At 66.3% G+C, this 12,913-nt stretch carries 14 protein-coding genes and 3 tRNA genes; 4 read left to right on the top strand and 13 right to left on the bottom strand.

Annotated elements, in window-relative coordinates; genetic code table 11:
- Nucleotides 1-8: 8 nt before the first annotated feature.
- From ACLQ7E_RS16765 to ACLQ7E_RS16745, 5 genes are all read right to left on the bottom strand, one after another.
- Nucleotides 9-449 (bottom strand): MaoC family dehydratase, encoded by a 441-nt coding sequence (locus tag ACLQ7E_RS16765; protein WP_411733705.1) that lies wholly within the window; start codon nucleotides 447-449, stop codon nucleotides 9-11.
- On the bottom strand, nucleotides 449-898 hold the full coding sequence (locus ACLQ7E_RS16760) for a MaoC family dehydratase N-terminal domain-containing protein (RefSeq protein WP_411733704.1): 450 nt from the start codon (nucleotides 896-898) through the stop codon (nucleotides 449-451). Before ACLQ7E_RS16760 ends, ACLQ7E_RS16765 begins: the two co-directional genes overlap by 1 nt.
- 86 nt (nucleotides 899-984) lie before the next feature.
- A complete protein-coding gene (locus ACLQ7E_RS16755; protein WP_411733703.1) occupies nucleotides 985-1,269 on the bottom strand; it encodes a hypothetical protein in 285 nt (94 codons plus the stop codon).
- Between the two features lie 32 nt (nucleotides 1,270-1,301).
- Complete coding sequence (locus ACLQ7E_RS16750; protein WP_411733702.1) at nucleotides 1,302-2,237, bottom strand: DUF2797 domain-containing protein; 936 nt, start codon at nucleotides 2,235-2,237, stop codon at nucleotides 1,302-1,304.
- Between the two features lies 1 nt (nucleotide 2,238).
- The gene (locus ACLQ7E_RS16745; RefSeq protein ID WP_411733701.1) at nucleotides 2,239-3,504 is read right to left on the bottom strand and encodes a MinD/ParA family protein; all 1,266 of its coding nucleotides are present in this window, start codon (nucleotides 3,502-3,504) and stop codon (nucleotides 2,239-2,241) included.
- A 112-nt stretch (nucleotides 3,505-3,616) separates the two neighbouring features.
- Here ACLQ7E_RS16745 and ACLQ7E_RS16740 point away from each other — a divergent pair, with 112 nt between their 5' ends.
- Both ACLQ7E_RS16740 and ACLQ7E_RS16735 read left to right on the top strand, forming a co-directional pair.
- Complete coding sequence (locus tag ACLQ7E_RS16740; RefSeq protein WP_411733700.1) at nucleotides 3,617-4,177, top strand: hypothetical protein; 561 nt, start codon at nucleotides 3,617-3,619, stop codon at nucleotides 4,175-4,177.
- 465 nt (nucleotides 4,178-4,642) lie between these two features.
- Complete coding sequence (locus tag ACLQ7E_RS16735; RefSeq protein ID WP_411733728.1) at nucleotides 4,643-5,251, top strand: DedA family protein; 609 nt, start codon at nucleotides 4,643-4,645, stop codon at nucleotides 5,249-5,251.
- A 69-nt stretch (nucleotides 5,252-5,320) separates the two neighbouring features.
- Here the strand turns inward: ACLQ7E_RS16735 and ACLQ7E_RS16730 are convergent.
- The 8 genes from ACLQ7E_RS16730 to ACLQ7E_RS16695 all read right to left on the bottom strand — a co-directional run bounded on the left by ACLQ7E_RS16730 (nucleotide 5,321) and on the right by ACLQ7E_RS16695 (nucleotide 11,025).
- Nucleotides 5,321-5,392 (bottom strand) — tRNA-Thr (locus ACLQ7E_RS16730).
- Nucleotides 5,393-5,525: 133 nt separating this feature from the next.
- Nucleotides 5,526-6,221 (bottom strand): VTT domain-containing protein, encoded by a 696-nt coding sequence (locus ACLQ7E_RS16725; protein ID WP_411733727.1) that lies wholly within the window; start codon nucleotides 6,219-6,221, stop codon nucleotides 5,526-5,528.
- Between the two features lie 204 nt (nucleotides 6,222-6,425).
- A complete protein-coding gene (locus tag ACLQ7E_RS16720) occupies nucleotides 6,426-6,770 on the bottom strand; it encodes a hypothetical protein (RefSeq protein WP_411733699.1) in 345 nt (114 codons plus the stop codon).
- Between the two features lie 195 nt (nucleotides 6,771-6,965).
- A tRNA-Met gene (locus ACLQ7E_RS16715) sits at nucleotides 6,966-7,039 on the bottom strand.
- A gap of 71 nt (nucleotides 7,040-7,110) precedes the next feature.
- Nucleotides 7,111-7,182: transfer RNA gene (locus tag ACLQ7E_RS16710), tRNA-Thr, on the bottom strand.
- A 173-nt stretch (nucleotides 7,183-7,355) separates the two neighbouring features.
- Nucleotides 7,356-7,760, bottom strand: a complete 405-nt coding sequence (locus tag ACLQ7E_RS16705; RefSeq protein ID WP_411733698.1) for a DUF6226 family protein — start codon at nucleotides 7,758-7,760, stop codon at nucleotides 7,356-7,358.
- 223 nt (nucleotides 7,761-7,983) lie between these two features.
- Nucleotides 7,984-10,017 (bottom strand): DEAD/DEAH box helicase, encoded by a 2,034-nt coding sequence (locus tag ACLQ7E_RS16700; RefSeq protein ID WP_411733726.1) that lies wholly within the window; start codon nucleotides 10,015-10,017, stop codon nucleotides 7,984-7,986.
- 318 nt (nucleotides 10,018-10,335) lie between these two features.
- Nucleotides 10,336-11,025 carry an MOSC domain-containing protein gene (locus tag ACLQ7E_RS16695; RefSeq protein WP_411733697.1) on the bottom strand — a complete coding sequence of 230 codons (690 nt, stop codon included), beginning with the start codon at nucleotides 11,023-11,025 and terminating at the stop codon, nucleotides 10,336-10,338.
- Nucleotides 11,026-11,168: 143 nt separating this feature from the next.
- Between ACLQ7E_RS16695 and ACLQ7E_RS16690 the strand changes: the two genes are divergently transcribed.
- Nucleotides 11,169-11,606 (top strand): hypothetical protein, encoded by a 438-nt coding sequence (locus ACLQ7E_RS16690; protein WP_411733696.1) that lies wholly within the window; start codon nucleotides 11,169-11,171, stop codon nucleotides 11,604-11,606.
- 57 nt (nucleotides 11,607-11,663) lie between these two features.
- Nucleotides 11,664-12,851 carry an amidohydrolase gene (locus tag ACLQ7E_RS16685; RefSeq protein WP_411733695.1) on the top strand — a complete coding sequence of 396 codons (1,188 nt, stop codon included), beginning with the start codon at nucleotides 11,664-11,666 and terminating at the stop codon, nucleotides 12,849-12,851.
- Nucleotides 12,852-12,913 lie beyond the last annotated feature (62 nt).

The raw sequence follows: 12,913 nt of genomic DNA, 5'->3' as shown, positions 1-12,913 counted from the left end.
GTCCTTTTTCAGAGTTGCACCACGGCCTGGGCCTTGACCAGCACCTTGGTGCCATCGACGCTGACCGTCAGGTCCACGCGCGCGGTGCGGGCCTCGGCATCCAGCGCCCCGATGGTGCCGCTGATCTCGATGGCGGTGCCCTCGAAATCGGACGGGTTGGACCCGGCCGGGTCGGCCACCGGGACCGGCTTGGTGAAGCGGGTCTGGTAGTCAACGATGGCGCCGGGGTTCCCGGTCCAGTCGGTGACCAGTTGCACCGCGGCGCCCATGGTGAACATGCCGTGGGCGATGACGCCGGGCAGCCCGACCTCCGTGGCGAAGCGCTCGTTCCAGTGGATGGGGTTGAAATCCCCCGAGGCCCCTGCATAGCGCACCAGGTCGGCGCGGTTCACGCGAATGGTGGTGGCGCCGATGGGCTGGCCCTTTTCAAGGGTGTCGAAGTCGATCATTACTGGTCCTCTCCGCGTACCAGGAGCGAGGAAACGGTGGTCGCTACCTTCTGGCCGGCCGTCGTGGTGATTTCGGAGCGGGTGGTGATCATGGCCCCGCCGCCCATGGCGCGCACGGTGTCCACATGCAGTTCGGCCACCAGCTCGTCCCCTGCCACGATGGGGCGGTGGTGGGTGAAGCGCTGGTCGGCGTGGACCACGCGGGAGAAGTCGATGCCGCTGGCAGGGTCGGCGATGAGCTGGGCATCGGCCATTTGCGCCACGATGATGGCGAAGGTCAGCGGGGCCAGCAGGTCCTTGTGGCCCAGCTCAGCCGCGGCGTCAAGGTCGTAGTGGGCCCGGTGGGTGGCCTTGACCGCTGCCGCGAATTCGCGGATCTTTTCGCGGCCCACCACGTAGGGGTCCTGGGCCGGGTAGATCCGGCCTGCCAGTTCGGGATTGATGCTCATCGGTTGTACCGCTCCTGTGTGGGAAGAGTTGAGGCGTTTGTGCGGGGGTGGCGGGACCGCCCGTCGGTGGGGGCCGCCGGTCAATGCTAGGGGGTGTCCCGGGGGGCGCGCTTGGTCCGCTTGGGCCGCCTGGCCGGAACCAGGCCCTGGGATACGCGCCAGGCCTTGGCGTCGCGGGCCCGCACCACCAGCCCGATGACGTGGGTCACGAGCCCGATGCCGATGATGCCCAGTGCGGTGTACATCAGCGGGCGGTTGTGGGTGTTGGCCCCAATGAAGGCCAGGATGATGCCCGTCCCGGAAACCGCCATCGAACCGAAGGTCAGTTTCTTGTAGAGTCCGGACGAAGCTTCCCAGGGGGTATTGGTCATGACTCAATCCTAATTCAGCACGGCAAATCGGTTCAGAACAAGGCACCCTGGACCGGGGGCGAATCGGTCACATAGTCGCCCAGGGCGATCTTCCTGCCCTTGAGCAGCGCCGCGTTGGCCACGAAGATCTCCGGTTGCCCGCCCAGCTTCACGCCCAGGACCTGACCGGAGATTGCCGCCACCTCGAAGCCGTGGGCCGATTCGCCCAGGAAACCGGGATAGGGCTGCAGCGTGTGGGCATCGAAGCCGTCCAGCAGGACCCGGCCCTGTTCCGGGGGGTTCCAGGTTTCCTCCACGACCGCAGACCCGGCCAGGATTCCCGGGCCAAGCCCGGCAAGCAGTGAGCGCACCGAAGCTGCCCCGGCTGCGTTGAGCGCATCGATCCCCGCGGTCGTGTCGTGGTTTTCCAGCAGGCCGCGCACCTTGGAATTTGCCCGCACCTGCTGGGTGAACCCCAGCTGGCCGGTCACCAGGTCTTCGAGGTTCCGCACGCTTGCCCCGTCGGGGCACCAGGCAACATAACGGGCGCTGATCGCCCCTTGTTCGGCCAGGCGCCGCCACTTGCTGGGGTCCGCCGCCGTGCCGACCTTGGTGGTCCCCTGGGCGAAGCTCGCCACATAGAGCCAGTGCGGTTGGCCCAGGTAGTCGCGCAGGCCCGCGCTGGCGCGGCCGCTGCGGTGGAAGTCGTGCATGGCCCTGGACTGGTCGGCGGCCTCGCACGCGGCGCATTGGGTGCCGTTGGCGACCAGGGCCTCCTGCGGACAGGGCACCAGGGTGCGGTGGGTCCTGTCCTGGATCAGTTGGTGGCCCAGGCACCAGCGCCCGGGCAGCACCGTGAAGCCCAGGCGCGTGCCCGGTTCCAGGACCGCGTCACGGCCTTGGTGCTCGGCGTCATCGAGCGCCAGGCGCGGGCTGCCAGGGGTTCCGGGCCACCGGATGCCGCGGCAGAGCAGGGCAGCGTTGTCCAACTTAGTCGTGCAATGCCCCGGCCACCGCGGCGGTGGCGTGCAGCCAGGCGCGGCGGGTTGCCGGACGCAATCCCTCGAAGCGGATCTGCCCCTTGACCAGCGCCGCGTCGTAGGGAACGGTCACGACGGCGCGGGCCAGGCGGCGGAACCCGTGGGCGATGCGGTCAAGCTGTTCGCGGTTGCCGTGCGGTTGGTGTTGGGACACGATCACGACGGCGTTCTTGGCCAGGTCGGCATAGTGCCCCCCGCGCTTGGCCAGCGCCTCGAGCAGCAGGGCACCTGCCTCGGCGTGTTCCTCCACGGTGGTGCTCGCGATGACCAGCTGGTCGGTGTGGTCGATCATGCGCATCCAGCGTTCAGCCGACTCGTCGTTGCCCGAGTCCACGATGGTCAGGGAGAAGAACCGCGAAACGATGCCATGCAGCGCATCGAAGTCCTCGGCGTTCACGAATTGCTCGCTGGCCAGCAGGGTGGGGTCGGTGCGCAGCACGCTGTAGCAGTCTTCGGGCTGGTAGTGCGTGTAGTCGTGGATGACGGGATCCCCGACCTTGACGTCCTTGAGCCGGGGTGCGGCCGCCAGCAGGTCCATGGAATGGGAGCCGTGGGGACCCTGGACGGTGCGCCATCCCAGGGTTCCGCGGGTTCCGTTGTTGTCCCAGACCAGGACCGGGTCCCCGGTGTTGCGGCCAAAGACGGCGGAGAGCAGCACTGCGGTGGGGGTCTTGTTGGCCCCGCCCTTGCCGTTGACCACGGAGATGGTCTTGGACTCGGTCACCCGGGTGCCCACGGCGCGGCGCCAATTGCGCTCTTCGACTTCCTCGGCCGAGGGTTCCATGTTGAAGCCCAGGCGCGAGAGGAATCCGCGGAAGCCGCGCTCGGCACGGAACGTCGTTTCGTCCTCGGGGCGCAGGAACGTGTCGCGGGTTCCGGCGGCCGGGTTCATTTCGCGGAAGGCCTGGCGGCGGCCTTCCGGTGTCGACAGGTCTTCGGCTGACTCTGCCGACTCGGCCGCGGGTGCCGATGCAGTTGCCGCCGCGGTGGCAGCGGGCTTGGCAACCGCGGGAGCGGGCTTCGCGGGAAGGGTGGTTGCCTGTTTGGCTGGTGCCGGAGCCGGTTTGGGGGCAGGGGCTGCGGCCGGCTTGGCGGCGGCAGCAGCAGGCTTCGTCGCGGGTGCGGCAGCGGGCTTGGCGGCGGCGGCAGGTGTCGCGGCCGCCGTGGTTGCCGGGTTGGCAGCGCCTGCCGGCTTTGCTGCAGGAGCGGGGGCCACCGGTTTGGCTGGCGCGGCGCTTGCAGCAGGATTAGCTGCGGGTGCAGGCGCAGCGGGCTTCGCGGCCGGTGCAGGTACGGCCGGCTTCGCCGCGGGTGCAGGAACAACGGGCTTGGCAACCGGCGCCACGCCAGCCGCCGGCTTCGCGGCAGGTGCGGGTGTAGCGGGCTTCGCGGCCGGTGCAGGTACAGCCGGCTTCGCCGCGGGTGCAGGCGCAACGGGCTTCGCCGCCGGTGCCACAGTTGCGGCGGGCTTCGCGGATGGTGACGCCGCGGGCGCGGCAGGCTTTGCGGCGGGCTTAGCTGCGGTGGCCGTAGCGGCAGACGGCGCCCCGGGCTTCGTCGGTTCCCCCGTGGTGCCGGGGGCTTTTGCCGCTGCAGGTGCCGCCGGTTTCGATTCGATCTTTGGCGCTGGGGCGGTGGCGGGCTTCGCAGTCGTCTGCGGCGCAGCGCCGGCAGGTTTGTCGGCGCTCTTGGTTTCGGCGCCCTTCGCCGGAGCGGGTTTGGCCGGCGCCGGGGCAGGCTTCGCGCTTGCCTGCGCTACAGAACTCGGCTGGGCCTGCGGCCTGTTCGAGTCTCCAGGGACCGAGGCTGCCGTCGGCGCCGTTTTCGCACTCGTTGCTCCTACAGACTTCACCGGAACGGCCGGAGTCGCAGCTGGCGCGGGGGCCTGATTGCCGGGCGCGGCCTGGACACTTTCGGCTTCGGGAACGGCATCGAATTCATCGACTTCGCCAGGCTTTGTGACAGCCTTCTTCACTTCATCTTTCGTGTTTTGCTGCTCGACAAGTTCGGCCTGGCGAGCGCGCCGCAGTGAAGCACGGGTCGGGAACTCTTGGTTGAAGTCCGCTTTCGGCATGTGCTTCGTCCTCTCCTGAAGGTTCATGGTCGTCTGAGCGAATGACCCCAACGAGTCCCACCCAGAAGGCCGGGCACACCTGTTTGCGGCTTTCGCACTTCGTCCATCTTATCGGGCAACCCATGTGAACCGCCGGATTGAGTCGTATTGATCACAGCGGATGCCGCAGTAGGAAATGGTGTGGTTCGTGGTTAGCCTTGAAGGTGGAAGCTCGAATTCGCCCATTGGGGGCCGGGACACTGGACGAACAGGAACGCTCTTGGACTTTATTTCCACCGCCTTGGATGCGCTGAGTGGCTTTATCCTTGCCGCGGCCGGAAACCCATTTTCGTATTTGATGATTTTCCTCTTTTGCGCGATTGATGGGTTCTTTCCACCGGTACCCAGCGAATCGCTGGTCGTGGCGCTCGCCTCGCTGGTGCCCACGCAGGGGAATCCGAACCCGTGGTTATTGGGGGCGGCTGCCGGCCTTGGTGCCTTCGTCGGTGACAACGTGGCGTATTTGCTGGGACGGGGCATCGGCACGGACAGGTTTTCCTGGATGCGCCGAAAACGGCTCCAGCATGCATTTGCCTGGGCCGGCTACGAGTTGCGGCTCCGCCCGGTGTCACTGATCCTGGTTGCCCGGTTCGTCCCCATTGGCCGTGTCGCGGTCAACCTGGTTGCAGGGGCAACGGGGTTCCCTCACCGGACCTTCATCATCCTGACCTGTTTTTCCAGCCTGGGCTGGGCCACCTATTCGGTTCTGATTGGGGTTCTTGCCGGGCAATGGTTCGAGGAAAACCATTTGCTGGGAATCGTGATTGCCGTGGCGGTGGCCATCGGCCTGGGAATCCTCATCGACCGGATAGTTTCACGGGTCAGCGGGAACACGTCCCTGCGTAAGTAATCGCCCAGATGGCAAATAAAAACCGCGGTTGTGCCCGTTTACTGGGCGCAACCGCGGTTCTTGTTTCAGAGCCCCCCACCGGAATCGATCCGGTGACCTCGTTCTTACCAAGAACGCGCTCTACCACTGAGCTAGGGGGGCAACGAGAAAATACTCTACCCAATAATCGGCACAAATTGCACATCGAAAGCCGCCGACATGACCAACGCCACAATTTGCTCTATCCCACGGAGCTGCGCGGAATCGTTGACGTGGCGAGACGAGGGCCGGTTCCCTAGTCTGCGGCCTTCCTGCGGCGTCCGGCCATGAGTATTTCGATCCCGATCGGAATGACCGACAAGAGCACGATGACGATGAAGATCAGGTCGATGTTGTCCCCGACCCATTCGTATTGGCCCAGCCAGAAGCCCAGCAGTGTCACCCCGACACCCCACAGAAGGGCGCCGAGCAAGTTGTACAGGACGAAGACCCGGTAGCTCATGTGCGCGACCCCGGCAATGACGGGAACGAACGTCCTGACGATGGGCACGAAGCGGGCAAGAACCACGGCCCTCCCGCCGAAGCGTTCGAAGAACATGTGGGCCCTTTCCACGTACTCCTGACGAAAGAGCCGCGAATCGGGCCTGTTGAAGATCGGCGGGCCGGCCTTGCGTCCAATGAGATAGCCGGTCTGGTCCCCGACAAAGGCCGAAATGAATATCAGCACCGTGAACAGCGGCAGGCTGACATCCAGGGCGCCCGTGGCGACCAGCAGCCCGGCGGTGAAAAGCATGGAATCACCGGGCAGGAAGAATCCGACCAGCAGGCCGGTCTCGGCAAATACGATGCCGCAGATGAGCAGGATGACCCACGGGCCCAGTGCCGGATCGCGCAGGAAGACGTCGGGATTCAGCCAGTCCGGCAGAATGCTGGCGGTGGTCGGCCGTACCACCGCCGCGGCAAGCGTCGTCTGCAAATTTGCTATTGGAATCACCGCACCACCATATGGCATCAGGATGCTTCCACGCCCGGGTCGGACCCGGTCAAAAAGGTATTCCCCATGGATTCACGGCAGGATGCACGTTTCGGAGCCTCCGGATATCTCCCGGTCGCACGTTCCGACGGGCGGGAATCCGGGCTTCGCATGTTCGGCCGCACATCCGACTGGTCAACGACCACGCCAGGCGGCTCCAGGCTACAACAACGGGTGCGACACACCGGGGTAGTCGTCCGGATGGTTCACCATGAATTCCCAGCGCCTGGCGATCTCGGCATTCGGGGGCCGCAAGATCCGGTGCACCACATGGAGGGTGGGAATCAGCAGCAGCACGAACGTGAAGAACGGCGCGAACGTGGCGGCCGCCGAGCCGGGACGCAGGAAGGCCAGCATTTCGGCCGCAACCAGGAATACCACGATGCAGGTCGTGGCGACGTAGCGAACGAGGCGGGCTACCTCCTTGGCCGTGAGCGGCCACGCCTGGCGCTCGATGCCAAAGGGCTGGACGTAGTACCGGTCCAGCGCGCGCTTTCGAATCCTCATGACCCGTCTCCTCGCCGAGGATTGCTGTCCCTTAAGTCTGGTTTCGTCCGCGCCACAGGTCAAGGCCTTGCAAATCCCCCTACTCGGTGCGGTTCCGGTCCCTTCCCGGGCGGCGGCAAGGCGGCTTCCGGCTCGTGGCCCGGGCGCGGTGCACAAAAAATCCCCGCCTTCACGAGGAAGACGGGGATCAATCTGTAGCGGCTCCGGGACTCGATCCCGGGACCTCACGATTATGAGTCGTGCGCTCTAACCAGCTGAGCTAAGCCGCCACGAATGGTAAAACCCGCGTCCGCGTCAGATTCTCTTTCGAGCCGACTCAGACGCGGGCCATTCCATTCAGAGCCCCCCACCGGAATCGATCCGGTGACCTCGTTCTTACCAAGAACGCGCTCTACCACTGAGCTAGGGGGGCAACGAGTAAGAACTCTACCAGCAATTTTCGGTGCTGTGAAATCGGAATGCCTCTTTGTGACCGACCACACAAAAATGCCCGGAAGTAGCAGGTCAGGCGCCCATTGGAGAGGGGCTGCGGTGACCTAAATCACCGGATAATCTTGTGCCGGGAGGCAGCCGGCACACCACCTTTCAGGTCGATGCCCTCAATGGCCAGGGGTGCCAGCCGCCGGGCACCATTTCCGGCATGGTCCTGGCATCTTCAAGGAACGCGTTCGGGCCGTCCGGTCCTTCCCTGCCGCGGGACGAATTCCCGACGGGCGACTTCCGCCCGAACTGGATCCACGGCTGCCCGCCGAGGCGCGCGGCCAGCGCCAGCGCCACCCGGTCCCGGACTGCAAAGCCCTCGGGGTGGCCGATGCGCTCGTAGCTGGCTTCCGCGGTTTCCCCGTCCACCCAGCGGCGTCCGTAGGCGACGACAGCGTCGTCTTCGTCGAGGTGGACCGCGTCTTGGAGCAGGGGGCGCAGGGACGGCCCCGCGGCGGGCGCGGAACCGGATCGAGCGGCCCCGGCTTGGGCACGACCCGGGTAGACCATTGGGCAAGCACCGCAGCCGCCCGATCCACCGCCTGCGGAGTCGGTGACAATGCGCCTGGCTGGCCGATTGCTGGCCGGAGCGTCGCGAACCACCGGTTGCATCTCCCTGCGCGGGAGCCTGCCAACGAATGCGATGGCCCGCGGGAAAAACAAAACCCCCGGCGGTGGCGCCCTCCCGTTTCCAGGAGCACGCCCCCACCGGGGGTTTTTGTCTATTTAGGGCTTAGTAGTCGCGACGACGCGGGCCACCGGTGCCACCGGCGGTGCGGGGCTTGCGCGAGGAGCCGCCGAAGCTGCGCTCTCCGGCGCCTGCACCGGCACCGGCGTTGCCGCGGTATCCGCCGCGCTCGCCACCGGCGTTGCGGTCATAGCCGCCACGGCCGCCTTCGGAGGAGCCGCCTTCGGTGCGACGGTCGTTGCCACCGCGGTAGCCACCGCCGCCACCGCTGCGTGCGCCACCCTGGTAGCCACCGCCACCGCCACGGCCTCCGCCGTAACCGCCGCGTCCGCCACCCTGGTAGCCGCCTTCGCGGTCACCGTCACGTTCGGACTTCGGGCTGCGGCCGTTGTCCAGCTCGAGGTGGATCAGTTCGCCACCGATACGGGTGCGGGAAAGCGAGCGGAGCTGATCGGCGGAAAGATCTGCCGGCAGTTCAACCAGCGTGTGGTCGGCACGGATGTCGATGCCACCGATCTGGGCGGAGGTCAGGCCGCCTTCGTTGGCAAGTGCGCCAACGATGGAGCCGGGCATGACGCGCTGGCGACGGCCAACCGCGAGGCGGTAGGTGGCGTTGCCTTCGGTCAGGGCGCGGGACGGGCCGCGGGAGTTGAAGCCGTCCTTGCCGCCGCCTGCAAGGCGTGCCTGCTTGGCCGGTGCTGCGGGCATTTCCTGCATGAGCAGCGGGCGGCCGCCCTGTGCCATGTGTGCAAGGGCCGCGGCGATCTCGACCTCGGTGATGTCCTCGTGCTCCGAGGAGTACTTCTCCACCAGGTTGCGGAAGACCGTCAGGTCCTGCGAGGAGATGGTCTCGCCGATCTGGTCGGCGAACTTCGCCAGGCGCTTGTCGTTCACGGCGTCAACGCTCGGCAGGTGCATGTGCTCAACCGACTGGCGGGTGGCCTTTTCGATGGCACGCAGCAAGTACTTTTCGCGCGGGGTCATGAAGAGGATCGCGTCGCCCGAACGGCCGGCACGGCCGGTGCGGCCGATGCGGTGAACGTAGGACTCGGTGTCGTGCGGGATATCGAAGTTGATCACGTGGGACACGCGCTCAACGTCAAGGCCACGGGCTGCAACGTCGGTGGCAACCAGGATGTCGATCTTGCCATCGCGAAGGTTCTCGATGGTGCGCTCGCGCTGCTGCTGCGGGATGTCACCGTTGATGGCTGCAGCGGTGAAGCCGCGGGACTTGAGCTTGTCAGCAAGGTCCTCGGTTGCCATCTTGGTGCGCACGAAGGCGATAACGCCTTCGGACTTCTCCGACTCCAGGATGCGGGTCATGGCATCGAGCTTGTGGGCTCCCATGACCTGCACGTAGCGCTGGCGGATGTTGGTGCCGGTCGAGGTGTTCGACTTGACCGAGATTTCCTGCGGGTTGCGCAGGTACTGCTTGGAGATGCGGCGGATCGAGGAAGGCATGGTGGCCGAGAACAGCACCACCTGCTTCTCTTCCGGGGTGGCTTCCAAGATCTTGTCGACCTCTTCGGCGAAGCCCATGCGCAGCATTTCGTCGGCCTCATCCAGAACCACGTACTGCAGGTCCGACAGGTCCAGGGAACCCTTATTGATGTGGTCGATGACGCGGCCCGGGGTGCCGACGACAACCTGGGCGCCGCGGCGCAGGCCTGCAAGCTGCGGGCCGTAGGCGGATCCGCCGTACACGGGAAGGACGGTGAAGTCGCCCATGTGCTTGGCGTAGGAGGTGAAGGCCTCGGCGACCTGGAGCGCGAGCTCGCGGGTCGGAGCAAGAACCAGAACCTGGGTCTTGCGGGCGGTGCCATTCAGGTCGGCGAGCTCTGCCATCTTGGACAGTGCGGGAAGGGCGAACGCGGCGGTCTTGCCGGTACCGGTCTGTGCAACGCCAACGACGTCGCGGCCTTCGAGCAGCAGCGGGATGGTGGCTGCCTGGATCGGGGAGGGCTTTTCGTAGCCCAGATCGGAGACGGCGGCGAGAACGCGGCCGTCGAGCCCCAAATCGCTGAAGAGGATCGAATCTTCTTCGGTCTTGGTTTCGGCGGTGGGCTGGTTTTCGGGCATGTCGGAAGACACGGAGAATTACCTCATTCATAGGGGCGGAATAGACCCCGTATCAACGAGGTTCCGCAGCACAATCGGACGCATCACTTTGGTCCGGCGACTCCCCTATGAAAGCAACAACCCGCACGTAATTGGCGGGCTCACACACGACGAGCTTCTGCCTCAAGAATTGGGCAGAATGCGAGGGAAGCCGGATACAGTGAACACCTAATACTATCGCCCCGTGCGTAACTTGGGGGACTTAATCCCGGTGAGGTTGCGCACACACGCCTGACAACCGGTCTAAATTGTGCCGCGATGGCGCATTTGGCGCCGCCCTTAATGCTCTGTTTCGGGCTTCGGCAGCGTGCGCAGGACCTTGTCCGGAAGCGGGCGACCACTGGCGTGTTGGTGCTCCAGCAACCGATTGGCCTGCTCCTGTGTGGGCCCGACAAAAATGTCACGCACCCGAACCCCGTGCCCGGGCCGCGAAAGCACCACGACTTCATCGCCGGGACCGATTTTCCCGGTCCGGACGACCTTCAAGAAACAGCCGACGTCGCCGCGTTCGGTGAAGCGGCGCACCCAGTTCTCCTCCCCCAGGTGCCGGGCAAAGGTGGAGCAGGGAATCCGCGGGCTGGTGACTTCCAGGACCACGGACTTGCCGATGGCCCAGCGCTCCCCCACCACCGCGTCGCTGGTCTCGATCCCGGAGACCCTCAGGTTCTCCCCGAACAGGCCCGCCGGGATCTCCCGACCCAGTTCCGCGCCCCAGCGTCCGGCCTCGGCCTCGGAGTAGGCATAGACGGCCTGGTCGTGGCCGCCGTGGTGTTCGCGGTCGACCTGCACATCGGCGTACAGGCCCATCTTGCGAACCTTCACCGGACCGTCGATCGGGCGCTTGTCGATCGCGGTGGTGCCCACCGCGCCGGCATCGGGCTTCAGCGCGTGGACGATGCACACGGCGTCCAGCCGTCCGCGGGCGACGGGCTCGGATTCGGGCTGGCCGTGGCCGGGGGAAAGACTCATGGGATAAATCCTATAAGAGGGGCCGGACTTGTCCCGGGCATGGACCCGCCACGCCCCCGGCGCGCCACGGAATCCGCCGTGCGTCGTTCTTCGGGTAACCTGCGGTGCATGGAGAAGCCTGAAAACAATTCCGTGGCCGCCGCGTGAAAAACGCGAAACCGGTGCTCCCGACCTCGTTGCTTGCCGCCCGTTGGTGGTGGACCGCCGCCGCGCTTTCAGCGCTGGCGTTCGCCGGAGGATTCTTCCTCAACGCCGCCGCGCGCCCCGCCAACGAGGCCCCCGGGTTCTGGGGTGCGGGCATCGCGCTTGTAGGCCTCGGCCTGGTCATCGGCTTTTGCACCTTCCAGCTCTGGCGCGGGAAGCTGGCCGGCCGGATGTCCCTGATCTGGTGCGGGATCATCGTGGGCATCCCGCTGCTGACCCGCGGGGTGCGGGTGGGTATCTTCGGCGCGCTGCTGCTGGTCGGAGTGGCCCTGCTTTTGAGCCCCGGAACCATTAAGTACTTTGCCCCGCAGTCCAAGGCCGTCCGGGCGCAGCGCAAGGCCGAACGCCAACGCCGCAAGGCGGAAAACGCGCGCTGATCCAACGGGCACGCTCCCGGCGTGTCCGTGGGCGGCAAATCATGGAAGAGTGCCTTCATGAGTACTTTTGCCATCACCAATGCCTACATCGTGCCCATCGCCGGCGAGGAATTCACCGGCACGCTCATCGTCAGGGACGCGGCGATCGCCGCCCTGGGCCCCGACCTCCCGATGCCCGAGGGCGCGGAGGTCATTGACGCGCAAGGCGCGTGGCTGCTGCCCGGGTTCATCGACGCGCACGTCCACCTGGGCCTGCATCCGGAGGGCGAGGACGGATCCGGGTCCGACGTGAACGAGATGACGGACCCGAACATGGCGGCGGTGCGCGCCCTGGACGCCATTGATCCCTTCGATCCCGGCTTCGACGACGCCCTGGCCGGCGGGGTGACAACCGTGAACGTGAACCCCGGGTCCGGGAACCCGATCGGCGGGCAGACCGTGGCCATCCACACCCACGGGCGCTACGTGGATGAGATGGTGCTGCGTTCCCCCAGCGGCATCAAGTCGGCGCTCGGCGAGAATCCCAAGCGCATCTACGGCGCCAAGGACAAGACCCCCTCGACCCGGCTGGGCACCGCGATGGTGATCCGCCAGGCGTTCATCGAGGCACAGAACTACCTGGCCGCCAACGACCCGGCCAAGCGCGATGCAAAGCTCGAGGCCCTGGGCATGGTGCTGCGCCGCGAAATCCCCTGGCGCCAGCACTGCCACCGCACCGACGACGTGGCCACCGCCCTGCGCCTGGCGGCGGAGTTCGGCTACGACCTGGTCCTTGACCACGGCACCGAGGCCCACGTGATCGCCGACGTCGTGGCAGAGCGCAATGTGCCGGTGCTCATCGGCCCGCTATTCACCACCAAGTCGAAGGTCGAGCTGCGCGGCCGGTCGCTGGCCAACCCGCGCCGCCTCGCCGAGGCCGGGGTCGAGATCTCCATCATCACCGATCACCCTGTGATCCCGATCAATTTCCTGATCCACCAATGCACGCTGGCGGTGAAGGAGGGCCTGGACCGCGACACCGCGCTGCGGGCAGTGACCATGAACCCGGCGAAGGTGCTGGGCCTGGCTAATCGCCTGGGTTCGCTGGAAACCGGCAAGGACGCGGACCTGGTGTTGTGGAGCGGGGATCCGCTGGATGTCATGTCCCGGGCCATGCGCGTGTGGATCGGCGGGAAACAGGTCATGGAATACGACGTGGCGACCCGCACCCCGGTCGTGGTCTCCCGCAAGGTCGTGCCCGAATAGTACCGACGACAGGGGGTCGGGGGGGGGGGGGGGGGGGGGGGGGCGGCCCCGCCCCCCCCCCG

The organism is Paeniglutamicibacter sp. (assembly GCF_046714615.1).
Taxonomy (GTDB): Bacteria; Actinomycetota; Actinomycetes; order Actinomycetales; family Micrococcaceae; genus Paeniglutamicibacter.
This window is presented reverse-complemented; position numbering and strand designations above follow the sequence as displayed.